This window comes from Duncaniella sp., from assembly GCF_029054785.1.
GTDB lineage: Bacteria > Bacteroidota > Bacteroidia > Bacteroidales > Muribaculaceae > Duncaniella.
Window position 1 is genome coordinate 1 of record NZ_JAIDEN010000047.1, and the last position, 24,876, is coordinate 24,876.

General features: G+C 50.8%; 19 protein-coding genes. 8 read left to right on the plus strand and 11 right to left on the minus strand.

Going from position 1 to position 24,876, the window contains the following annotated elements; all coding sequences use genetic code 11:
• From K2H17_RS03065 to K2H17_RS03075, 3 genes are all read left to right on the plus strand, one after another.
• On the plus strand, positions 1-1,959 hold a 1,959-nt coding region (locus tag K2H17_RS03065; RefSeq protein WP_300131273.1), incomplete at its 5' end, for a ComEC/Rec2 family competence protein.
• A gap of 487 nt (positions 1,960-2,446) precedes the next feature.
• A complete protein-coding gene (locus tag K2H17_RS03070; protein ID WP_300131275.1) occupies positions 2,447-3,013 on the plus strand; it encodes an inner membrane CreD family protein in 567 nt (188 codons plus the stop codon).
• Positions 3,014-3,021: 8 nt separating this feature from the next.
• Entirely contained in the window at positions 3,022-4,284 is a 1,263-nt protein-coding gene (locus K2H17_RS03075) for an inner membrane CreD family protein (RefSeq protein ID WP_300131276.1), read from the plus strand.
• 35 nt (positions 4,285-4,319) lie between these two features.
• Here the strand turns inward: K2H17_RS03075 and K2H17_RS03080 are convergent, their stop codons facing one another.
• The 4 genes from K2H17_RS03080 to K2H17_RS03095 are packed head-to-tail and all read right to left on the minus strand — an operon-like array spanning position 4,320 to position 9,280.
• Entirely contained in the window at positions 4,320-4,724 is a 405-nt protein-coding gene (locus K2H17_RS03080; protein ID WP_300131277.1) for a 2-amino-4-hydroxy-6-hydroxymethyldihydropteridine diphosphokinase, read from the minus strand.
• Complete coding sequence (locus K2H17_RS03085; RefSeq protein ID WP_300131279.1) at positions 4,721-6,859, minus strand: Tex family protein; 2,139 nt, start codon at positions 6,857-6,859, stop codon at positions 4,721-4,723. The genes K2H17_RS03080 and K2H17_RS03085 overlap by 4 nt, the downstream gene beginning before the upstream one ends.
• Positions 6,859-8,055 carry a metallophosphoesterase gene (locus K2H17_RS03090; RefSeq protein WP_300131282.1) on the minus strand — a complete coding sequence of 399 codons (1,197 nt, stop codon included), beginning with the start codon at positions 8,053-8,055 and terminating at the stop codon, positions 6,859-6,861. The genes K2H17_RS03085 and K2H17_RS03090 overlap by 1 nt, the downstream gene beginning before the upstream one ends.
• A 55-nt stretch (positions 8,056-8,110) precedes the next feature.
• The gene (locus tag K2H17_RS03095) at positions 8,111-9,280 is read right to left on the minus strand and encodes an acyltransferase (protein WP_300131285.1); all 1,170 of its coding nucleotides are present in this window, start codon (positions 9,278-9,280) and stop codon (positions 8,111-8,113) included.
• A gap of 407 nt (positions 9,281-9,687) precedes the next feature.
• Here K2H17_RS03095 and K2H17_RS03100 point away from each other — a divergent pair, with 407 nt between their 5' ends.
• The 3 genes from K2H17_RS03100 (at position 9,688) to K2H17_RS03110 (ending at position 17,178) form a co-directional block, all read left to right on the plus strand.
• On the plus strand, positions 9,688-11,106 hold the full coding sequence (locus K2H17_RS03100) for an ammonium transporter (protein WP_300131287.1): 1,419 nt from the start codon (positions 9,688-9,690) through the stop codon (positions 11,104-11,106).
• A gap of 75 nt (positions 11,107-11,181) precedes the next feature.
• On the plus strand, positions 11,182-15,690 hold the full coding sequence (gene gltB, locus K2H17_RS03105; protein WP_300131289.1) for a glutamate synthase large subunit: 4,509 nt from the start codon (positions 11,182-11,184) through the stop codon (positions 15,688-15,690).
• Between the two features lie 45 nt (positions 15,691-15,735).
• Positions 15,736-17,178 carry a glutamate synthase subunit beta gene (locus K2H17_RS03110; RefSeq protein WP_300131292.1) on the plus strand — a complete coding sequence of 481 codons (1,443 nt, stop codon included), beginning with the start codon at positions 15,736-15,738 and terminating at the stop codon, positions 17,176-17,178.
• A 22-nt stretch (positions 17,179-17,200) separates the two neighbouring features.
• Here K2H17_RS03110 and K2H17_RS03115 read toward each other — a convergent pair whose 3' ends face one another.
• Positions 17,201-17,827 (minus strand): aminodeoxychorismate/anthranilate synthase component II, encoded by a 627-nt coding sequence (locus K2H17_RS03115; RefSeq protein WP_300131294.1) that lies wholly within the window; start codon positions 17,825-17,827, stop codon positions 17,201-17,203.
• A gap of 105 nt (positions 17,828-17,932) precedes the next feature.
• Here K2H17_RS03115 and K2H17_RS03120 point away from each other — a divergent pair, with 105 nt between their 5' ends.
• Both K2H17_RS03120 and K2H17_RS03125 read left to right on the plus strand, forming a co-directional pair.
• Complete coding sequence (locus tag K2H17_RS03120) at positions 17,933-18,919, plus strand: aminodeoxychorismate synthase component I (RefSeq protein ID WP_300131296.1); 987 nt, start codon at positions 17,933-17,935, stop codon at positions 18,917-18,919.
• Positions 18,916-19,566 carry an aminotransferase class IV gene (locus tag K2H17_RS03125; protein WP_300131298.1) on the plus strand — a complete coding sequence of 217 codons (651 nt, stop codon included), beginning with the start codon at positions 18,916-18,918 and terminating at the stop codon, positions 19,564-19,566. Before K2H17_RS03120 ends, K2H17_RS03125 begins: the two co-directional genes overlap by 4 nt.
• 22 nt (positions 19,567-19,588) lie before the next feature.
• On the opposite strand, the gene K2H17_RS03130 is transcribed toward K2H17_RS03125, so the two are convergent.
• The 6 genes from K2H17_RS03130 to porV are packed head-to-tail and all read right to left on the minus strand — an operon-like array spanning position 19,589 to position 24,736.
• Positions 19,589-20,137 carry a dihydrofolate reductase gene (locus tag K2H17_RS03130; protein WP_300131301.1) on the minus strand — a complete coding sequence of 183 codons (549 nt, stop codon included), beginning with the start codon at positions 20,135-20,137 and terminating at the stop codon, positions 19,589-19,591.
• The gene (locus K2H17_RS03135; RefSeq protein ID WP_300131304.1) at positions 20,134-20,928 is read right to left on the minus strand and encodes a thymidylate synthase; all 795 of its coding nucleotides are present in this window, start codon (positions 20,926-20,928) and stop codon (positions 20,134-20,136) included. The genes K2H17_RS03130 and K2H17_RS03135 overlap by 4 nt, the downstream gene beginning before the upstream one ends.
• Positions 20,929-20,968: 40 nt before the next feature.
• Entirely contained in the window at positions 20,969-22,525 is a 1,557-nt protein-coding gene (locus K2H17_RS03140) for a 4Fe-4S binding protein (RefSeq protein WP_300131307.1), read from the minus strand.
• On the minus strand, positions 22,522-22,992 hold the full coding sequence (locus K2H17_RS03145) for a 4Fe-4S dicluster domain-containing protein (RefSeq protein WP_300131310.1): 471 nt from the start codon (positions 22,990-22,992) through the stop codon (positions 22,522-22,524). Before K2H17_RS03145 ends, K2H17_RS03140 begins: the two co-directional genes overlap by 4 nt.
• Positions 22,980-23,474: a 2-C-methyl-D-erythritol 2,4-cyclodiphosphate synthase gene (gene ispF, locus K2H17_RS03150; protein WP_300131314.1), complete on the minus strand. Its 495-nt coding sequence runs from the start codon at positions 23,472-23,474 to the stop codon at positions 22,980-22,982. Before ispF ends, K2H17_RS03145 begins: the two co-directional genes overlap by 13 nt.
• Positions 23,475-23,533: 59 nt before the next feature.
• Positions 23,534-24,736, minus strand: a complete 1,203-nt coding sequence (gene porV, locus K2H17_RS03155) for a type IX secretion system outer membrane channel protein PorV (RefSeq protein ID WP_300131313.1) — start codon at positions 24,734-24,736, stop codon at positions 23,534-23,536.
• Between the last annotated feature and the right edge of the window lie 140 nt (positions 24,737-24,876).

A 24,876-nucleotide genomic window follows, 5' to 3' on the forward strand; every position in this document is an offset into this window, starting at 1 on the left:
CACCACTACCTTTCCATCCTCTTTTTAGGATGCGCCCTCGGTGCCGTCATCAGCGACCTGCACACCCCCCACCCGCTTGATGACCGGTTCAAGGATTGCAGTTCGGACTTTTCCGCTGTGGCCATTGATGTAAGGCGTTTCGAACCGACCCAGGTGATCATCGCCGAAGTCGATTCCTGCAACGGCAAAAGCGTGCGCCCTTTCCGCGCAAAACTCTCAGTTCCGTCATCAATCCCGACTATCGACGAGAGATGGCGCATACGTTTTACAGGCCGTCTGCAAGACATCAGCCATGATCCTGACCTTCCTGACGAGACAGACTATAACGCCACTCTCCGGCGCAACGGGGTCATCGGGCAGGCCCTGATCTCTCCCGACAGCCTCCGGATTCTCTCGCCTGAACCGGGCATCATAAACACCATCCGCCGCCAGAAAGAAAAAATCACGCTCCTGATCGCCGGTTCTCCATTGTCGGATCGCACGCAGGAATTCATGAACGCCGCGCTGACAGGCGACCGCTCCATGATCGACTCTGAAACCCATGAGATTTTCTCTGCTTCCGGTCTCTCCCACATCCTTGCACTCAGCGGACTTCATGTCGGCATCCTGACACTGATATTATCACTGATGCTCCTGCCCTTGTATTTTACCGGGCTACGCACTCTCCGCACCATCCTGCTCATTATCCTACTATGGGCTTTCGCAGTCATGACGGGGCTGACACCATCCGTTGTCCGTGCCGTGATCATGGCTTCGATATTCATGCTGTCCACCGTTATCCAACGCGTCCGCTCGCCATTCAATTCTCTCTGCTTCGCGGCTCTGATCATTCTCGTTTTCTCACCACAAGCTATCTATACAATCGGATTCCAGCTGTCATTTTTCGCCGTAGCCGCGATACTTGTGTTTGCCGAAAAGCTCAACCCATTCAGCCGCCGCAGGCAGATAGCCCATACCCTTGCCTCTTATCCGACCGTCACCATCGCAGCACTGCTGGGCACCGGACTCGTCAGCGCCTATTACTTCCACATCTTTCCTCTCTACTCGATTCCGGTCAACTTCATCAGCGCACTGCTCTTACCTTTCATTCTCGGAGGAGGTCTGCTACTGCTGCTCGCCAATGCCTTCGGATTCCAATGTCTGTGGCTGGCCGATCTGGTCGATAGACTCTATTCAGCCATCCACTCAGTTGCCTCGGCAGCCGTCTCGATGCCCGGAGCCGTTGCCGAAGGCCTTCTGATCACACCACTGACCCTTGCCTCCTGGTTTCTGACTCTTACGCTTTTTGCCTTCTGGCTTTACAGACGCCGCCCGGTCTACGCGACAGCCTCCATCATGCTGCTGACATTTACAGTATTCACGGCAATGACAAGCCACACGCCCATTGAACCCGGTGCGGAAATATACATCCCACGCACCGGAAGACAGACCTCGGTGCTTATCCGCCACAACAATACGATGCTGCTTGCATCCACCGCCCCCGGACATGAAACAGGAGAACTAATCGACCGCTATACCGGTCGATACGGACTTTTCATGCTCAAACGGGGCATTGATTCGATACAGCCTCTCCCACTCCGCTGCCGGTCATCACTGTTCAGCCGAAACGACAACCTGTTCATATTTCATCCTCACTGCAACGGCAATCCGGCTGCTACGGCCCAGGCCAATGCAAACGAGCCCCTGACCATACTCCTGATTTCCGATAAAACACAGGTTGAGAAAACTGCCCGCCGGATAAACTACGCCATCGTCTGCAACGGATTCAGAGGCGACATACTCAGCGTAGCTTCTGAAATCAGTCCTGATACCATAATTCTCAGCGCCGACCTCAACCGCCGACGCCACGACCGCTATCTCCGCGAACTGACAGAAGCCTCCATCCCCCATCGCACTCTTCGGACAACCCCATTTGTCAAAAGATTAAGAGGTCGTTTAATAACAATAGTTAAAATCTGAGCGAAAGTATTGTTTTTTCTTCTGTCAATAATTTCATCTTTTAATAGTTTAAAATTACCTGAGCCTTGGTGTCTCTTTTGCTAAATTGTTGAAATTCGTCAGTCGCATAGCTCGCTATGCTCCTTTCTCATTTACAACAATTTATCTAAAAGATACACCACTCAGATTTTAACTCTTGTTTTTAAACAACCTCTAAGAGGTCGTTTAAAATAACCGGAAACCGCCGTCACCATCCGTATCAGAACAAAGCAGACACCTGATACATTTGTCGGATAATCAATATCCATTTCACTTTTTTGCTGTCTGACATTGCTTTTTAGCCGAATTTTAATAATTTTGCATTTAGCTGAAAACGTGTCAGACATGCAAATTAATAGTAATTCATCACGAAACCGTTAATATTATGGAATCTCCCACCTCCTACAATTTAGACCCACAGACCAATCCAACACCGCAGATCCCAGCCATACCTAAACCTAAATACACAATGCAATGGCTTGGATTGCAAACCCTTTTCGTGCTTGGAATCTCTCTGATTTTCACTCTAATGGCTTCCGGCATCAATTCCCTTGCCGAAGCCCGCACCGATCTCGCCTTGCTCAGCGAAGCCACAAGCACCCTGGTCACAAACTCGACAGGCTATTGCTTTGCGATCACAGCCATTTCGCTTCTCTCACTCACCCTCATTGAAATCGCATTCCGCAAACCTGTCAACTATCTGCAATACGGACTGATCGGCTGCGCACTCTGCCTCTTTTTCCTCCTACTGCTTGCGATGGCTGAAAAAATGCCATTCTACATCGGTTATGCGATCGTGACCGCCATGACAGTCGGGCTAATCGGGATATTTGTCAAAGGGATCATGGCTCGCGCGAAAGCCGTTGCGCTGACTGTCGGAATTCTTGTTGTGGAATACGGGCTTATCCTCCTGCTCCTCTACATGGGTTCACTGGCTCTGCTCATCGGAAGTCTCGCGCTGTTCGTAATCCTCGCTATCGCAATGTACTTCACCCTCAAGCTCAAAGTCATAAACCGGGAACTCACCATCCAATAAACTCCGCGATGACAAGTCAACCACCACGCATGACCCCGCCGCCACTGCCGGTGACTCCACCCAAGCCGTTTTTCACTCCCCGCCCTCCGAAGCCACAGCAGACCATGTCGGTAGGACTGAAAATCGTGCTCATGGGAGTCCTCTGCTGTGTGCTCATGATAGGCGCAATGGTTGTATGGCTCATGGCATACGACAGAAAGACAACAAATGCCGATGTCTCACGCGATATTGTAGCCCAATGGGGAGGGAAAACATATATTGACGGCCCGTTCATTCAGGTCGAATCCGATACCGACAGTCTGCGCCCTGCCGGTATCACACCTGCAAAACTAAAAATAAAGGCCAATGTCGAGAGCATGTCGCTCCACCGCGGAATCTACGAGGCCGAAGTATTCACCACAGCCATAAACATCAGTGGTCACTTCAAATCCACTGTGTTCAAAAACATGGAATCAGACTCGCTGATAGTCCGAATCGACATTGATTCCAAAAACATCACTGACACAGGTCACCTGAAATTCGGATCTGAAGAATATGAGTGGATGCGGTCGGACTCAACGCTCTATACATATATAAATATGGCCGGGGTTCCGAAAAATTCCGACATCCCGTTCAGCACGTCGATCAAAACACGTGGATCGGGCGGAGTCTTCTTCATGCCGTCAGCCGACAGCAACACGATCTCACTGCTTGGCAACGCCACTAATCCCTCATTCAGCCGACATGGTATCCCAACAAACCGTTCTGTCAGAAAAGACGGGTTCTCTGCCGAATGGGAGATCAGCTACACGGATGCGGATAATCACATCTGTGAATATATCGGTGCGGATTTCCTTATCGGTGTCGACCGTTATCAGAAAGTATGCCGGGCGATAAAATACGCTTTCATCATAATTGTCCTGACATTCTTCAGTGTATTCTTCACCGAGACAACCATGCGCCATCCGATACCGATGTTCAACTACTTCCTCATCGGCGTGGCCCTGATCCTATTCTACTCGCTGCTGCTCGCGCTGTCCGAGCACCTGTCATTCGGCATCAGCTATCTGATAGCCGCCGTCATGACGATCGGACTGATCGGCTGCTACATGTGGCGCATGCTCGACTCCAAAGCCGTCGGACTTGCAATATGCAGCGTACTTTCGATCATGTACGGTTTCTGCTATGTGATGCTGTGCATTTCGACCTATGCGCTTCTGTTTGGAAGTCTGCTTCTGTTTATCGCACTTGCAGCCTCGATGTACGGTTCACTCAAGATACAATACCGCTAAGAGGGTGTTTCATAACAAAGCCCTCTTAGAGCCGGTCAGAATACCTCGTATGCCCCATTGGCCAGAAGTTCCCGGTAGCCGCGATTGAAATAGTGGCGTTCGAAATCCTTGGGCCGGAGGATATGTTCGTTCCAGATGACAAGATCAAGATCTATCTTGATCAGTCCTTTCAGCGTATCCTCAATAGTGCGTCCGTTCTGAGCTTCCCACTCTTTCAGCTCCTTGACAAAAGTCTCACGGTCAAGAGCAGTATAGCCATGAACTACCGCATTGAGATATGGTTCGTCTTTCCCGTTGAAAGCCTCCGACTCATAGACAGACGAAGCGGAAGCCTTCTCCAGATGACCCAATAGATTCTCTATCGCCTTTTCGATCTGATACTGGCGGTCTGAGGTGTTGCTGCCGAGACCGATCGTACAGCAATTCATATTCTCAATCATTGCGCGACTCCTTTCATTGTCAAGGCAATGCGACCGCGGGCGGTGTCAATATCCATCACACGCACACGGACATTCTGCCCGATGGACACTACCTCTGACGGTGAAGATATGAAACGTTCACTCAGCTGCGAGATGTGTATCAGTCCGTTTTCCTTCATGCCAAGATCGACAAAGACACCGAAAGCGGTTATATTGTTGACCTTTCCGGTCAGCTCCTGTCCGATGTGAAGATCGTCGATCTTACGGACGGCATCATCATAGGGTGTTTCCTCTACTGTCTCACGCGGATCACGGCCTGGCTTCTCCAGTTCCAGAATAATATCGGTCAGAGTCGGAAGACCCACTTCTTTGGTGACATAGCGGTCAAGCTCGATGCTATGGAGCAGATTGCGGTCACGTGTCAGACGCGCCACATCAGCCTTGGCATCGGCAGCAATCTGAGCGACAAGTTCATAACGTTCGGGGTGCACTCCGGTATTGTCAAGCGGATTCGGCGCACCGGGAATCCTCAGGAAGCCTGCACACTGCTGGAAAGCCTTCTCTCCCATACGCGGCACCTGAAGCAACTGGTCGCGCGAAGTGAAATCGCCGTTTTCAGCACGATGTTTCACAATGTTCGCAGCCAATGCCGGACCGATGCCTGAAACATAGGAGAGCAACTGCTTTGAAGCCGTATTCACATTCACACCGACAGTATTTACACAGCTCTCCACCACATAGTCAAGCGAATCCTTGAGCTTTGCCTGATTGACAGCATGCTGATACTGGCCGACTCCGATCGACTTCGGATCAATCTTTACCAGCTCGGCAAGCGGATCAATGAGCCTGCGTCCGATCGATACCGCACCGCGCACAGTGACATCTTCATTCGGGAACTCCTCACGGGCCACTTCGGAAGCCGAATAGACAGAAGCTCCGTTTTCGTTCACCATAAACAGCTGCACCTTGCGCGGAAGCATCACATCGCGAATAAAGCGCTCTGTCTCACGTCCGGCAGTGCCGTTGCCGATCGCAATCGCATCAATCCGATAGCGGTCGACATAGAAACAGAGAGCGTCAGCAGCCCCGACAAAATCATTGGCCGGAGGTGTCGGATAAATGACATCATGCTGAAGCAGATTGCCCTGTTCGTCAAGCACAACAAGTTTGCAGCCTGTGCGGAAACCGGGATCTATTGCAAGCACACGCTTTCGGCCAAGAGGCGCGGCCATAAGCAACTGACGTACATTGTCGGCAAACATCTGGATTGCTGCGGCATCACTCTTTTCTTTCGTGACAGCCGCAATCTCGTTTTCAATCGAAGGACGCATAAGGCGACGGTAGCCATCCTTGACCGCTCCACGGACCAGTGAAGCGCTCTCCTCGACAGCACCCGAACGCACAAACATGCGCGAAAGACGATCAATCATCTCGTCATCGTCAATCGTGATCGAAACCTTCAGAATCTCCTCTTCCTCTCCGCGCCGCATGGCCAGATAACGGTGAGAATTGCAAAGGCGCAAAGGTTCGGAAAAATTGAAGTAATTCTGATAATTCTTACCGGCCTCTTCCTTACCCGGAACCACTTTTGAGCTTATGACAGCCGAGCGCTGATAGCGCGACCTGACAAGGTTTCGTGCCTTCTCGCTCTCGCTCACCCATTCGGCAATTATGTCACACGCCCCTGCCAGAGCAGCACTGGTGCTCCCGGCCTCCTTGGCAAATTTCTTTGCCGACTTCTCAATGTCAGCCGAATTCTGCGACATGATTATTTTGGCTAAAGGCTCCAGTCCCAGGGCACGTGCCGCCTGTGCACGTGTGTTGCGTTTTGGCTTGTAAGGAAGATAGATGTCCTCCAAAGCGACCGGATCGAGAGTCTCGTTGATGCGCTCCTCCAGTTCATCCGTAAGCACACCGCGTTCCCGGATCACGTCAAGGATATACTCTTTCCGCTTGTCAAGCTCAGTGAGTTCCTGATGACGTTTCTGCACGGTATGGACAGCAACCTCGTCCATACCGCCGGTTGCTTCTTTGCGGTAACGAGCGATAAAGGGAATCGTAGCCCCTTCGTCAAGCAGGCGAAGACATGCCGCCACATGCTTACGCAGATAGGTGCCGAGTTCGGCAGTGATTACATTGGCGTGTACGTTGGCCATTAATGTAGTTGTTTTGCTTTTTTAAGTGTGAATAGAGTAATCTCAGGTGTGGCTCCGACACGTGCGGGAAAACCGACCGTGCCTGTACCGATATTAACGTATAGCTGATGGCTCCGGTCATCGTCGGCATAGAGTCCGCCCCATGTCGGGTAACGGTATTTTGCCGGTGACCAGCCGAAAACTTCAAATTGCATCGCATGGGTATGTCCCGCAAGCGAAAGCGGGATATTGATCTCCGGACTGGAGGCGATCGAATCAACCCAATGAGCAGGATTGTGTGTCAGGAGGATCTTGACAACACTGTCGGAAAGCCTGGGATAGGCCCTTGAGAGAGAACCATAAACCGGGAATGGAGGATCTCCGATATTTTCCACCCCTATAACCGCTATCGAATCTGCTCCACGGCGGACCGTCACGCTTTCATTCAGAAGCAGACGCCAGCCCATTTCTTTCTGCAATGATTTCATCAACTCCATATTGCTGCGCTTAGCATCTGCATCAGGCCATGAAGCATAGTCCCCGTAATCATGATTTCCGAGGATCGACAAGACTCCGTCAGGGGCCGAAAGCCGTGAAAGAGGCCTTACATGCGGCAGCAGTTCCGCTGCGCGGGAATTGACAATATCTCCTGTAAAGACAATCAGGTCTGCATCAAGCGAATTCAACCTGTCGGCCAAGGCAGCCACAAAGGCTGTGTCAGTGCCGAATGTTCCGACATGCAGGTCTGAGATCTGCGCGATCCTGTATCCGTCAAATTCAGCCGGAAGCCCTGATATTTCAATCTCGGCCTCATTGACATCAATGTGGAACCGATTGATCAGTGAGGCCCAGATAAAAACAGCAAGAACACCTGCCGAAGCCACTGAGGCCACAGCTGAAAGCCATCCAAGGCGTTTGCGCTTGAAAAGCTGAGGAATCCGGGCTACAAGATCAATGATGACAAAAACATATTTTGCAAAATAGACTGAAATGTAGATATATATCATCCACATCACAGCCAACAGGACACTGTTTGATGATGTGTGCGGCAAACAGATCGCAGCCACGATCATCACAAACAGAGCCAATGCGGTCCACACCTGTATCCGTGCAGGAACACGGCTTCTGAGTCTGTGTTTCAACACCTTATAGATATAGACATCTACAAGGATATTGACCACAATGGCGATCAGAAGCTGGACAAGTGGGAGGCGCATGGATTAAACAGGGGGGAATTTTTCAGGTTGCTATTGAAAACAGATCTTTCCTATATCAACAGCTACCCGACGCAAGAAGTTTGTTGCGAAGAGGATTTGCATACATCATATACATATATGTCCTCATAAAACTACGCTCCTGAGGGGTGACATCGGGAATATCAACCTTGTCAAGCTGGCCTTCGATATATTCGTTGACCTTTGCGATATCCTCATCGGTATAGCGGTCACGATACATTTCCGAATCAAACGCATGGTCATAGGCCACATAGTTGATCGGATATATCTTGTAACCGCTGTGGATTCCGGTGTCAATATCATGACAGATCCGGCTCAGAATTTCCTGCTTGTCAGTGTCAGCCGGGATGGACTCTATCATCGGAGAAATGCAGTTGGCAAACGAGATATGCACCCGTCCCTTATACTGCATCAGACCTGTTTCCATAGAGAACAGATCGTCGCGCTTGCTCTTCTTGAAATCCGGATCGCGATGACGGAGAAGATATTCGCGGGCTTTCAGATAGTCGTTCGGATCATATTCATAAGAGATGGCGACAGGATATATGTTGATTTCGGCCAGATTTTCAGTCAGCGATCCGCCGCCGGCAAGACCGAGCATTTTCAGTACACTTTCCTGAGTATGGTCACTGGAATCCTTGGCACGACCCTGACGCTGGGCAATCCATACGCTTTCATGCTTTTCGGTGATGGCATGATGGATATATGCCGAAAGCTGACGGGCTGCATCAAGAGCCTGTCGGGTCGGGAGATTACGCTTGACAATGAAACTGCCGTTCAGTTTTACCAGATGTGTGATCCATTCATAAATCAGCAGATTGTCACCGATCGCAACTTCAGAGGTAGGCATGTCGCGACGAAGGAAAATCAGATTCAGGAACGACGCGTCAAGAACGATGTCGCGGTGATTTGTAATGAATGTATAACGTTTGGCGGGATCAATTTTTTCAACTCCGGAAGCCGTCACACCGGCTGTGGTTTTCCGTTCAAGCTCATCAAGGAAATTAGCCATTATTTTGGACTGAAATTCCTGCTTGTTATTGCATGATGTCAGCAGACCTATGAACTGGTTGTAGTCAATATCCGGAAGAACCCAGCGGATGGCATGTTCAAATCCCGGCTCCGATACCATTTTGGCGATAGCTGTCCGAAACTGTTCTTCACCGTAAGGAGCTATCTCTGAGAAATCGAAATTATTTGCGTCCATTGCGCTTTATTGGGGTTTATTTAATTTTATAAACCAAGAAAAATAGATGAAACAATACTTGGCTCAAAGGTAGAGGATTTTAACGTTACTTGCAAACTTTTTTAATGTTTATTGAGCAAGAGCGGTCTTTTATTAAGATTTTTTAGCCTCTATAATAACCCTTACAAACACGCTGTCAGGCTGCGGCTTTTCGGCTTCCAAAACATCAGTCAAAAAGATTGCCACCCATAGAAATTTGCCACAAAACAATCAAAATAAAAAGAAAATTGACAAAATATTTGCACAGCAACAAACATTATGTTACTTTTGCGGCGGTACAAAACTGTTTTTATAACATTTTCTAAGTAGCTTTTATTCATCAGTGGATGTCATTGTCAAAAACACATCCGAATCAAATTATGCAAGGTATGATTTTAAACGGTAAAAAAGCCAGTTCCGGCTGGCTGCTTGTTTTAGCAGCATTAATCGTAGCCGGAGTTCTCGGACTGAGGACAGAAGTTTCGGGCAGCCTGTTCGACCTACCCGGTGATCACCTCTGGGCAAATGTGGCCTGGATGATCACCGCAACTATTTTTGTACTCATGATGACTCCGGGACTTTCCTTTTTCTACGGAGGCATGGTGAGACCAAAAAACGTCATCTCAACTATGCTCCAGAGTTTCATCGTCATGGGATTTGTCAGTGTCATCTGGGTGATTCTCGGCTTCGGGCTTGCGTTCGGCAATGACATAGGCCACGTGATCGGAAATCCGACGGACTTCTTCATGATGAAAAACGTCGGAGTCGGGAATGTAACCGAAGTCAAGACTGACCTGTCACAGATAGGCATTGCAACAACAACCATCCCGCTTGCGCTTTTCGCGCTATTTCAGATGAAATTCGCCATTATCACCCCTTCGCTCATCACAGGAGCATTTGCCGAGCGTGTCCACTTTGCAGGTTATCTGCTTTTCATGGTGCTCTGGACTGTGGTTGTCTATTGTCCTCTCGCCCACTGCACCTGGCATCCTGAAGGTCTTTTCGGAATGATGCATGTCCATGATTATGCCGGCGGAATCGTAGTCCATGCCGCATCCGGTATCGCAGCATTGGCCGGTGCCATGTTTCTCGGCAGACGAAAGCAGGAAGCAGGCGAAAGCAGCAAACCGGCAAATGTACCCTTCGTCCTTCTCGGTGCAGCTCTCCTATGGTTAGGCTGGTTCGGATTTAACGGAGGCAGTTCGCTCGCCGCGGACGGAATAGCGGTATCGGCATTTCTAAACACCAACACAGCTGCCGCAGTAGCAATGGTCGGATGGATCACACTCGACGCTATCCGCGGCCACAAACCGTCAGCAATGGGGGCTGCCATCGGTGCCGTTGTGGGTCTGGTCGCAATCACTCCATGCGCCGGGTGGGTTTCACTGGGACAGAGCATTTTCATAGCCTTGTTCATCACCATCTGCTGTAACATAGCGGTAGCCTGGAAAGGATACAGCCACCTTCTGGATGACGCTCTTGATGTCTTCCCGACCCACGGACTCGGCGGCATCATCGGCACTGTGCTCACCGGCATTTTTGCCTATGACTTCTTTGCCAAAGAGAATCCTGACATGATTTCCCGCGGTGAATTTTTCTGGAACCATATATTGGTCCTCGGATTGGTATTCGTCTACACCTTCGTTGTCAGCTACGGTCTCTACTGGCTGACCGACAAAATCATACCGATGAGAGTGTCAGGATGGAACGAGCATCTGGGCCTCGATGCCTCCCAACACGGCGAAGAATATGCCGCCGAAACTCTTCCCTCAGACAGCGATTGGATAAAAAGTGTCGAAGAAAATTAGAGCCATACGGCCACAAGAAAAATATCCGGGAGGCAAGAGCCTCTCATACTCATCTGAAAGCTTATAAAAATATATATGCAAAAAATTATCAAATCAGCAGAAGGCCTTTATGATCCACGCTTCGAGCATGATGCTTGTGGCGTCGGTCTTCTGGTCAACGTCCGTGGTATAAAATCACACCAACTTGTGGAAAAAGGGCTCCAGGTGCTTGAACACATGGTCCATCGAGGAGCCGAAGGCGCAGATCCGAAAACAGGTGACGGCGCGGGAATTATGGTGCAGATACCTCATGAGTTCATACTCTTGCAGGGCATCCCCGTACCTGAAAAAGGCCGATACGGGACCGGACTGGTGTTCATGCCTCATGACGAGGATTCGCGCCAGATCATCCTCGACATCATCGAACGTGAGGCCATTGATTTAGGACTGAAATTAATAGCTGTGCGCGATGTACCGACAAACAATGAGCAGCTCGGTTCTGTGGCCAAGGCTGCCGAACCGGTGATATTACAGATATTTGTAGCCGACGAGGAAAGCGACGAACCGATGGATCTGCGCCTGTACCTGCTGCGTAAAGAAATTGAAAACAAAATCCGCTCGCTTTCGATCGAGGGCAAGGATGCGTTCTATATCGTTTCACTGTCATCGCGCATAATCATCTACAAGGGAATGCTGTCAAGCCTCCAGTTGCGCTACTATTTCCCTGACCTGATGAATCCGCGCTTCACAACAGCTATGGCGCTTGTCCATTCACGCTTCAGCACAAACACCTTCCCGACATGGTCTTTGGCCCAGCCTTTCAGAATGCTTGGCCACAACGGCGAGATCAACACCATACAAGGCAACCGACTGTGGATGAAGGCCCGCGAGTGTATGCTCAAACCTGCAATATTCGGAGACCGCGACATGACGCCGGTCGTGCAGCCCGGCATGAGTGACTCAGCCTCACTCGACAATGTGCTTGAATTCTTTGTCATGGCAGGAATGAGCCTGCCGCGGGCTCTCGCAATGCTGATTCCGGAATCATTCAACGACAAAAATCCGATCTCGCCCGAACTGAAAGCCTTCTATGAATACAATTCAATTCTTATGGAAGCCTGGGACGGTCCTGCCGCTCTTCTTTTCAGCGACGGACGCTATGCCGGCGGAATGCTTGACCGCAACGGTCTGCGCCCGGCCCGCTATCTCATCACCAAGAATGACACCGTAGTGCTCGCGTCAGAAATGGGAGTCCTGCCGTTCGAGGCTTCAGAAGTTAAAGAGAAAGGACGCCTGCGGCCCGGCAAGATGCTGATGGTCGACATGGAGGAAGGGAAAATCTATCATGATGCCGAACTCAAAGAAGCACTGGCATCGGAGTTCCCTTATCGCGACTGGCTTTCACGCAACAGAATAAATCTCGATAATATCAGTTCTGGCCGCAAGGTCGAGAATACGGTGACTGATTTCCGCCGGATGCTCCACACCTTCCTCTATAACCGTGAAGAGGTCGAGAAGATCATCACCCCGATGCTTGCCGACGGAAAGGAACCGGTCAACTCAATGGGGAAAGACACTCCTCTGGCAGTGCTTTCAGATGAGCCACAACTGTTGTTCAGCTATTTCCGACAACATTTTGCCCAGGTGACAAATCCGGCGATCGACCCTCTGCGCGAAGAGCTGGTGATGAGCCTCGACAGCTATATAGGGGCCGTCAAACTCAATCTGCTTGAGCCGTCGCCTGAACTTTGCAAAATGGTGCTGCTCAAACGCCCGATCATCACCAACCGTGAACTGGACCTGCTTTGCAATCTGCGTTACAAGGGTTTCAACACCCGCAAACTGTCAATGACCTTCCCTGTCGCCGAAGGTCATAAAGGGCTCGTGAAGGCGATCGAACGACTCTGTCGAGAAGCGGAAGAGGCTGTCGACGAAGGTTGCAACTATGTGGTGCTGTCAGACCGTGGCGTAGATAAAGACAATGCTCCTGTCCCCTCGCTTCTGGCCACATCCACCGTCCACCATCACCTGATCGACCGCAAAAAACGCATTCAGACAGCCTTGATCATCGAGACCGCCGATGCACGCGAGGTCATGCACTTCGCTCTTCTGAGCGGCTATGGTGCAAGTGCGGTCAATCCCTATCTGGCATTCGCCGTGATCGAAGATCTCGTCAGACGCCACGACATCCAGCTCGACTTCGAGACTGCGGCAAAAAACTATATCAAAGCCGTTGACAAAGGGCTGCTCAAAGTCATGTCCAAAATGGGAATCTCGACCATCACAAGCTACAAAGGCGCACAACTGTTTGAAGCCGTCGGACTTTCTGAAGATCTTTGCAGGGAATACTTCGGCAACACGGTCAGCAAAATCGGAGGCATTGACATCGAATTGCTCTCACGCGACATCACAGGCGCACACAGAGAAGCTTTTTCTGAAGATTTCGATACCGAAAGCCCCCTACCGTTCATCGGACAGTATGCCTTCCGCAAGGATGGTGAAAGCCATGCCTGGAATCCTGAAACCATAGCCACCCTCCAACTGGCCACACGCCTCGGCAGCTATAAGAAATTCAAGGAGTTCACATCTCTGGTCGACAACAAGCCAAAACCGATATTCATCCGTGATTTCCTCGATTTCCGCAAGCAGAAACCGATCGCTATCGACGAGGTCGAACCGGAGGAAGCGATCATGAAGCGCTTCGTCACCGGCGCAATGAGTTTCGGGTCCATCAGCCGCGAGGCTCACGAAGCGCTCGGAATAGCGATGAATGCGATCGGTGCCCGAAGCAATACAGGCGAAGGAGGTGAAGATCCCGAACGCTTTGCCCCACGTCCGGACGGAACGTCGGCACGTTCGGCCATCAAGCAGGTAGCTTCCGGACGTTTCGGTGTGACAACAGAATATCTTGTCAATGCCGACGAACTCCAGATCAAGGTGGCCCAAGGAGCCAAACCGGGCGAAGGCGGACAGTTGCCGGGGTTCAAGGTCGACAAAATCATCGCCAAGACCCGCCATTCGATCCCAGGCATTTCGCTTATCTCTCCACCACCCCACCACGACATCTACTCGATCGAAGATCTCGCTCAACTGATCTTCGATCTCAAGAATGTCAATCCGGCAGCCAAAATCAGCGTAAAACTCGTATCTGAAAGCGGCGTCGGAACAATCGCAGCCGGTGTGGCCAAGGCCAAAAGCGATCTTATAACCATCAGCGGCAGCGACGGCGGTACAGGGGCTTCTCCGGCAAGCTCAATCCGCTATGCAGGCGTACCGGTTGAAATAGGTCTGGCCGAGACCCAACAGACATTGGTCATCAACAATCTGCGAGGCCAGGTAAAACTCCAGGCTGACGGGCAGCTCAAAAGCGCCCGTGATGTCATCATAATGGCAATGCTCGGTGCCGAAGAATACGGATTCGCCACAAGTGCGCTTATCGTATTGGGGTGCGTGATGATGCGCAAATGCCATCTGAACACCTGCCCTGTCGGGGTAGCCACTCAGAATGAGGAATTGCGCAAACGCTTCATCGGCCGCTCGGAATATGTGGTCAACTTTTTCCGTTTTCTCGCCCGCGAAATCCGAGAGACTATGGCTGAAATCGGCGTGAGGAAACTGGATGACATCATAGGCCGGGCCGACATGCTCTGCGTAAAGGAGGGAATCGAAAAAGAAAAAACTTCAGGCCTGGACTTCAGCAGGATTCTTCACATGCCTGCCGAAACCGCGACAAATGCCATTATCAATGTCGTAACTCAGAAACATGACATCGACCATGTTCTCGACCGCGAGATTATCAGCCGCAGCTATCCGGCGATCGAATCCGGAATGCAGGTGGAACTCGAATTCCCGATATGCAACACCGACCGCTCTACGGGTGCGATGCTCTCAGGAGTCATCGCCAAGAAATTCGGCGATGCCGGCCTTCCTGACAATACGATCAACTGCACATTCAAAGGAGCTGCCGGACAAAGTTTCGGTGCATTCCTCGCCCACGGAATCACATTCCGCCTGGAAGGAGACGCCAATGACTATGTCGGTAAAGGTCTTTCCGGAGGCAAAATCGTCATTACACCTCCGCAGGGATCTTCTTTCACTCCTCAGGAAAATATTATTGCAGGAAATACGATCCTGTACGGCGCGACATCCGGAGAAATTTACATCAACGGACGTGTCGGCGAACGCTTCTGCGTCAGAAATTCAGGAGCTACGGCTGTGGTCGAGGGAGTCGGAGATCATTGCTGCGAATATATGACCGGAGGCCGCACAGTGGTACTCGGATCGACAGGACGAAATTTTGCGGCAGGCATGAGCGGCGGCATTGCATATGTCTGGAATCCAGATGGTGATTTCGACTATTTCTGTAATATGGAAATGGTCGAACTATCACTGATCGAGGAGATGGCGGACAACCGTGAACTCTACAAGCTGATCAGCAACCACTACCGCCACACTCACAGCCCGCTCGCAGGAGCCATGCTTGACAATTGGGAAAGCTACGTCGGCCAATTCATCAAGATCATCCCCATCGAATACAAAAAGGTACTTCATGACGAGAAAATCGCCAAGCTCGAACGCCGCATAGCATCCATGCAGATGGACTGACAATCGGTTTAATTACTACCTCACCCCTACTCAAAAAACAAAAAAATGGGAAATCCTAAAGCATTTCTGAATATACCGCGCAAGGAAGCCGGATATCGTCCGGTCCACGACCGCGTCAATGACTACGGAGAAGTCGAACAGACCCTAAACACCGAAGACCGCCGTCTTCAGGCCTCTCGCTGCATGGAATGCGGAGTACCGTTCTGCCACTGGAGCTGCCCGTTGGGCAACCGCCAGCCCGAATGGCAGGACCGCCTCTACAAAAATGACATCAAGGGAGCTTACGAACTGCTGACCATGACAGATGACTTTCCGGAGTTCACCGGAAGAATCTGTCCGGCTCTATGTGAAAAAGGCTGTGTACTCAACAAGCAGCATGAAGCGGTTACAATCCGGGAAAATGAAGCTGCGATTGTCGAACGCGCTTTCTCGGAAGGCTATGTGACAGCCCGTCCGCCGAAGAAACGCAGCGGTCGGCGGGTGGCTGTCATCGGATCCGGACCTGCGGGACTCGCCTGCGCCAATCAGCTCAACCGCAAGGGTCACAAGGTAACAGTGTTTGAAAAAAATGAAGCGCCGGGCGGTCTGCTCAGATTCGGAATTCCGGACTTCAAACTCAACAAAAGCATCATTGACCGCCGGTTGAGGCTTCTGGAGGAGGAAGGTATAGAATTCCGTTGCGGAATCCGAGTCGGCCATGATATCCAGATCGAAGAAATTATCCGCGATTTCGATGCTGTCTGCCTGGCAATGGGCGCTGAAGTCCCCCGCGACCTCAAAGTCGAAGGCCGGGGACTGAAAGGGATTCATTTCGCCCTCGAACTTCTCCAGCAGCAGAACCGCGTGAACGCCGGAATGGAAATCAGCCATGAAGAACGCATTTCAGCAAAAGGCAAAAATGTACTGGTCATAGGCGGAGGCGACACCGGAAGCGATTGTGTGGGCACAGCACACCGTCAGGGTGCACTGTCGGTCACACAGATCGAAATCATGCCCAAACCGCCGACAGGTGACAATCCGGATACACCGTGGCCTTACTGGCCTGTGGTGCTTAAAACATCCAGTTCACATCTTGAAGGCTGTGACCGCCGCTGGCTCCTTGACACACGCAAATTCATCGCTGACGAGGAGGGCCGGGTCAAGGAAGTGGAAGTCGAAGAGGTCATCTGGGATAAAGATCCTGGAAGCGGGCGCATGAATCTCGTCCATACCGGCAAGACAGACACGATCAAAGCAGAGCTTGTGTTGCTGGCGATGGGCTTCACCAATCCTGTGCCCGAAGGGATCATCGACACCCTCGGACTCAAAAAAGATTCACGCGGCAATGTCATGACCGATCCGGCAGGACAGACAAGCCTGAAAAATGTGTTTGCGGCAGGCGATGTCGCATCCGGGGCTTCTCTGGTGGTCCGCTGCATAGCTTCAGGCCGCGCAGCCGCCAATGGGATACACTCCTATCTCGCCGACCGAAGCGATAAAAGCGAGTAGTCAGGATTCTTCACACCGAAAATCATGATTTCAGCTCTGAATCCTGAGAAGCTGTTTCCCGGACTATCTCCAGAAACCGGCCGATTATCTCCATGCCGTGGCTGCTGATGATGCTTTCAGGATGAAACTGAAGCCCGAATACAGGTAAGGATACATGACGCAGCGACATTATGTTGCCATCTTCATCTTGCGAACTGACCGCCAGATCGGATGGCAACGTTTCTTTTGACACTACCCAGGAGTGATAACGCCCGACACGGATGTCATCGTCCCCGCCGATCTCACCTATCAGTGGATCGGAAGAGTCAATGGCTTTCAGGCGGGACAAGTGGCCATGCGCAGGATGTCCGAGATGGCTGAGTGACCCTCCGAAATATTCCGCTATGGCCTGACATCCGAGACAGATTCCAAGAATCGGCCTGGAATACACAGAACGCTCTATCGCCGTCATGAGGCTACCGGCTTCCGATGGCAAACCCGGCCCTGGCGAGATTATGAGAGCATCATAAGTGTCAATACTATCCAGCGGGATCTCGTCATTTTTCCTGACATCCCAGGATAAGTTTAGCCGGCTGTCACGAAAGCTTCTCAGCAGACCTATTATGTTATACACAAATGAATCGTGATTATCAATGATCAGAAGTCGCATATTGTTTGAATGACACGGTGTCTCGGCTGCAAAATTACGCTTTATCGATACTTCAAACAATTATTTTCTTAATTTTGTAGTCATTAACAAGAGCCAAGAAAATATATGCAGCACCCGACAATTTCGCGTGAAGAACTACGCTCTCAGATGAATAGCCTCGGACGCAGACGCATTCCGTTTGTCTGGGGCATAAACTTCGATGCCAACAAAGGCTTTGTCAAAGAAAACATTCTGGAGTGCGATGACATTCTGTGGGAAATCAACGGATATGGAAACTGTCCGGGAAAGACCAAAGCTGAAACCGAACCGACTCTTTATGTTGCCGAGCCTGTCGCGTCTGCGGATTACGGATCTATGTTTGATCCGGTGATGAACGGTCTTATGCGCGGCGATTCTTTCCTGACAAATCTGACCGTGCGCACAAAGGTAACTTGCAGTTCCTCTCTGCCGGAACTGTTCGCTTCGGTCAAGGCTCCATACAAAATACTAATCGGCGACGAATTCATCTGCTTTTCGCCTGAAGCTTTCGTCAAAATAACCGACGGGCGCATATCGACCTATCCAATGAAGGGTACGATCGACGCCTCTCTGCCGGATGCACAGAAAAGATTACTGAATGACACGAAAGAACTCTGCGAGCATTACACCATAGTCGATCTCATGCGCAATGATCTGAATTCCATTGCCGAGGATGTTCGAGTCGACAGATTCAGATACGTAGAGCAGATTCAGGCTGTCGGGAAATCAATTCTTCAGACCAGTTCAGAGATCACCGGACGTCTGCCGCAAGGCAAGGAATATGATTTCGGAGACATCATTCTGCCTCTGTTACCCGCAGGAAGCATCACAGGAGCACCGAAGGAAGCAACCGTCCGCATCATAAACACCGCAGAAAACGCTCCTCGCGGATGGTACACCGGCGTATTCGGCTTTTTTAACGGAAAGACAATGGACACAGCGGTAATGATCCGCTGTATCCAACGGGGCGATGACGGCTCTCTCTATTTCCACAGCGGAGGAGGAATCACAGTCAACAGCAAATGCGAGGACGAATATCAGGAAGTCCTCACAAAGGTATATCTGCCGATATGACACAAACTCTTCCGAATATGACCCAGAAATATCCATTGTTCATCGAGACCGTCAGGTGGAGTGACGGACACTATCATCTGACCGAGTTGCACCGCCAAAGACTCGACCGAACCCGCCGGGAAGTCTTCGGACCAACCGGCGAAACGCTTCCGCCTGACTGGCTTCCGCCGGTGCCCGACGAAATGAAAGACCTGACAGTAAAATGCAGGGTAAAATATGACACCTCAATACGAACCGTAGAGTTTGAGCCTTACAGTCCTAAAAAAGTTTCATCTCTGAAACTCGTCGATGGCGGCGGGATCGATTATCATCTCAAATACAATGACCGCACGGCTCTGAGTGAACTCTCTAAAATGCGCGGAGATGCTGACGAAGTGATAATCATAAAAAACGGTTTAATCACCGATACTTCCTATTCCAATTTAGTCTTCGCGACCGAAAACGGACAATTTCTGACCCCGGACCGGCCACTGCTTCGCGGCGTGATGCTATCACACCTTACCACTGCCGGAAAAGTCATACCGACAAGACTCAGGCCAGAGGATCTCAGGCCCGGCAACCGCTACGGCATCAGATGTGCATTCATGATCAACGCGATGATACCGCTTGGGTCAACACCTCCGATCGACATCCGCAACATCTACTGAAAAGCCTGCACGACTGTCGCTTCTACGCATTTCGGACCAGAGTCAAAAAGGCGTAACGAACAGATGTGCGCGGATCCGACAGATCATATTCCATCGCAGCCGGATCAAATGGCTGTCGGCCACAATCAGTCAGCACAGACCACTCATCCGCAGACAGGACAGGAAAAAGCGTGTCGGCGTCAGGAGCCGTAGCATCAATCAAAGTAAGCTCGATCTTATCCGACAACGGAAGAGCCTGACGATAGATCTCTCCGCCACCAATTATAAAAGGAGCCGGGCTGTCATGACCGCAAAGAGCAAGTGCAGCCTCAAGCGACGGCGCAATTTCGATTCCGGGCGCAGCATACTCCGAATTGCGGGTCACGACTATGTTTCGTCGTCCGGGCAATGCTCCCTTTGGGAAAGATTCGAATGTACGCCGCCCCATGATTATGGGATGGCCCATTGTCAGCGCCTTGAAACGCTTCAGATCATCACTTATATGAAAGAGCAGATCGCCGTCGCGACCGATTGCAAAATCACGGGTGCAGGCAACGATGATTGTCGGAGATGTCTCGGATGGCTTTTTCATACGGCAACAGTCGCTTTGATGTGAGGCTGGGCCTCGTAGTCCTCAAGTTGGAAATCCTCGTATTTGAAATCAAAAATATCTTTCACATCCGGATTGAGCCGCATGCGTGGCAGACGGCCGGGAACACGCTGCAACTGAGTGCGCACCTGGTCGAAATGGTTGTGATAGATATGGGTGTCACCAAGCGTATGTACGAATTCGCCCGGCTGCAAGCCTGTCACCTGAGCAACCATCATCAGCAACAAAGCGTAAGACGCGATGTTGAACGGAACACCAAGGAAACAATCGGCACTACGCTGATAGAGCATCAGCGAAAGACGCCCATCGGCGACATAGAACTGGAAAAGCAGGTGGCACGGAGGAAGAGCCATCTCCGGAAGAGCCGCCACATTCCACGCGCTGACTATTATACGGCGCGACTCCGGATTCTCCCTTATTGTCCGGATCACTTCAGCGATCTGGTCAATGTGACCGCCATTGTAGTCAGGCCATGACCTCCATTGCGAACCATAGACAGGACCGAGTTCTCCATCTGCATCGGCCCACTCATTCCAGATCCGCACTCCGTTTTCCTGAAGATAACGCACATTGGTATCTCCTTTGAGAAACCACAGCAGTTCATGGATGATTGACTTCAGATGAAGTTTCTTGGTGGTCAGCAAAGGGAATCCTTCGCTGAGGTCAAAACGCATCTGGTGACCGAAAATACTGCGGGTGCCGGTTCCGGTGCGGTCACCGCGGTCAACACCTTCGGTCATTATTTTATCAAGCAGGTCGAGATATTGTTTCATAATAGAAAGATAATTACCAACGTAACTGTTTTTATATCATTCAGGCAAGTCCTCCGACAACAATGGCCTTCGGACGGGACGGACAGACATACTGACAGGCACCACAGCCGATGCAGCGGGAAGTGTCGACAACAGGCAGCGGCCCATTGGTCTGTGAGGGAGCTGTCATACTTATGGCATCAGCAGGACACCTGCGGGAGCAAGCTCCGCAGCTGACTCCGTCATTATAGGATATGCACAGAGAGCGCTCGACACTGGCAAGCCCTACCCTGCTGCGATGCTTTTCAGAGACGGTCAGCGGATGCAAGGCTCCGGTCGGGCACAAGTCAGAACAGCGGGTGCAGTCATAGACGCACCACGACAGGTCATAATCCTTGACAGGATGAAGTGCCCGAAGCAATCCGTATTCTTCCAAAGAGGCCTTCAGCACACCCTGGGGACAATGGTCAATGCAAAGTCCGCAGGAAGTACAGCGGTCAAGGAATTCCCTGCGGCTGCGCACTCCGGGCGGAGGCACCGGACGCTGATTGCGTCTGACACCCACAGAGCCCAAGGTTTCCGAGACTTTCGCTACAACAGGCGCTGCTGCGATCACAGCACCGGCAGCCAGAAAACGTCGCCTGTCAAGAAGTTTCGGACCTTCGGCTGATGTCTGTGATTTTTCAGCCTTCTGTCCGGAAGCAGCATCGAGATGCCCGCTCTGCATTCCGGCAGCAGATCCGGCTATCGGATTGCGCACTTTCTGCATCAATGGCATAGACAGCTGATGGCGGTTAAAAGTGTAGCTTATGGCATCATTCGGGCAATCAGACAGGCAATCAAAGCAGACAACACAGCGCGAAGTGTCGACCACATGACTGACAAGATCAATACACGACGACTTGCATCTGTGTTCACATTTCCGGCACTGGACACACTTGTCTGTATTTATATCAATATGAAAAATCGAATAACGCGAAACGAAACTCAGGGTGGTCCCGACCGGACAGATCGAGTTGCACACAGTGCGTCCGTGGCGGAAAGCTATAAGTCCGACGATCACCATTGTCACAAGCGCGACTCCCATGCCAAGCGCGGAGGCCGCAGCCACACGCAGCGGAGGCTGCTTCTCCATCTGATAGAACAGATTCAGAGCCTCTCCCCACAATGGCTTTATCACATTCAGGCCGAAACGCCCGAACACGCTGTATGGATCAAAAAACGATGTGACAGCGGAAATTCCGAGGAAAATCGAGAGTACAACAATGAACAGAGTGATATGGCGAAGAGAGGTGTGAGGAAGAGAATAGTGATAATGCCAACGAGGTCTTACACGCTTGCGCAGACGTGGCAGACGCGAACAGATGTCCTGAAAAACACCGAGCGGACAGAATGTCGAACAATAGATCCGCCCGAAAAGCAGCGTAACGAGGAGCCAGATGACAAATGTGGCAAGCGAAAAAGCCATAGCCGCAGGAAATATCTGAACCTTGGCAAGCCATGACGCTACCGAGGGGACTGTCATGCCATAGTCGGCAAACAGGCCTACAAACAACGCAAATATGATTATCGCGAGTGCCGTGCGCCCAAGTCGGAGACAATTAACAGACTTCTTCATTTTTTCAGACAACGGAGATTACGGATCAGATCAGTCAATGCCGTGATCTGTGCCATACGGCGGGGAATGTCTATGTGGTCGGGACACATCGGAAGGCACTGCCCGCAGCTTATGCAATGCTGTGCCTGGGCCGGATCCGGAATGCTGTTCTGGAAGCGGTCAAAAAAAGTATCCACCTTAGATGCAAAATCAGGATCATCGAGAGCACCAGGAAGATAGCCTCTGTAACGGGCCTGATCGACAAAAATCAGATTGCCCGGAATATTGATGCCGTAAGGACATGGCATACAGTTGTCGCAGGCCACACAGTCGATCTGGCTTATAGGCTCATAGGCATCGGCTATGCGCGGCGAGACAACCTCAACCTCAGATGTCACTTCAGGACGCCCGCAGGAGGTTACAGCCACAGATCCAAGAGCTATGCTCCCCACCCGGCCAAGCCACTGGCGACGGTTCATTCTTTGCATGATCCGGATTCTGACAGTGTTGCGACAGCTAATGCCGAAATCCCCTCACCACGGCCTTCGAAGCCGAGACGTTCGGTGGTTGTCGCCTTGACCGACACACAACGCACGGCTATGCCAAGATCAGCAGCGACATTTTCAATCATCTGAGGAATAAATGTCAGCAGTTTAGGACGCTGAGCAATGATGGTCACGTCGACATTATTGATTGCAAATCCCTCAGCCACGACAATTTCCACCACCCGTCGCAGAAGCACACGCGAATCAGCCCCGGCATAAGCCTGGTCGGTGTCCGGGAAATGATAGCCAATATCACGCATGGCGGCTGCGCCAAGAAGAGCATCCGCCAGGGCATGAAGGGCAACATCGGCGTCACTATGGCCGAGGAGGCCTTTCTCATAGGGGATTTTTACGCCACAGAGTATCAGTTCGCGGTTATCGGTGAGACGGTGTACGTCATAACCCATTCCGGTACGTATCATGATTGCATTCTTTTAAGAGGTTTCCGGACAACAATTCAGAGGGGAAGTGTTTAAACGCTCTGTTATCTTCGTCCAAAGATTTCTTTGATGCCGTCCATATCAAATGTGAGAGTGAAGCGCAGGGTCTGGTCGAGAGGAGAAGTCTGGGCAGTAGCAAGCATATAGCTTGCATCAAGACGGAGTACATTCAAAGCGAATCCGGCGCCGACTCCGAAATACTGGAGATTGCCCTTGGTCGGATTCTGATAATAATAGCCTGCACGCAGGAAAAACTGCTGGTTATAATTATATTCAGCACCCAGCGACCAGGAGATCTCACGCAATTCTTCTTTCAATCCGCCGGGAGCATCGGTAAATGACTTGAATATGCCGGTTATCGGTGACATGTTACGCCAGTCATCCTCGGCAATCACCCATTCCTTCTCACCTTCTATGCCTTCGGGATAATCTTCACGGCGAGGTTTTGTAGGGACAAGGAGCTTGTTCAGATCCAGGTTGAAAGCGATGTTATGGTAGTCGGCAAGAGGATATGTGAATGATGTTCCGATTTTCAGGTTTGTCGGAAGGAATGCCGGATTATCGCCATTCTGATATTCGACTTTCGAACCGATATTGGAAATGTTCCATCCCCATGCCCACTGGCATTCGTTGCGACCGATTATAGGATAAGAGGTGAAATAACCTGCAATGTCAGCGGCAAAAGCCGAAGCGCCTGTCGACTGGCTCGCATCACTTTCATATCCGAACCCAAGATCACTGTAAATATAGCGGAACACAATACCCATGGAAAATTTCTCGGACAGTTTGCGAGAATAACCGACATCGACCGACATCTCATAGGGATTCAGGGTCTGACCGGCAGTTCCTCCGGTCGGATCGGTAGTCACTTCTCCGAGCGAGAAATAGCGCAGTGAGGCCGAGACTGCCTGATTGTCTTCTGATCCGATTTTCCAGTAGCCCGAAAGGTTTGCGAGGAAAATATCGTTGACAAGTTTGCGAAGCCACGGAGTATAACTCAGCGAGACAGCTGCCTGAGAATAGGCGAACGCATACTTCGAAGGATTCCAGAACTGACTGTTGGCATCGGGTTCGGTTGCGGCACCGAGATCACCCATCGAAGCGCCTCGCGCATCAGGAGCGATGTTGAGCGAGTTGACACCCGTCTCAACAGGGTTAAAATCATGCTTGTCCTGAGCGTTCAGAGAGAAAGATCCCAGGAGCGAAAAACATATTATTAATAATGTGGTCAGTCGAAATGAAAACATGGGCAAAAACAAGTATATACAAATTTATAACTCAAATTTCACAGAAATATTGCCTGACAACGGCTTAGAGTATGTTTAGTTTTAAACCAATTTAAACATTAAAGAGCACACAAAACCCTCAATCAGAGTGTTGAAAGGAG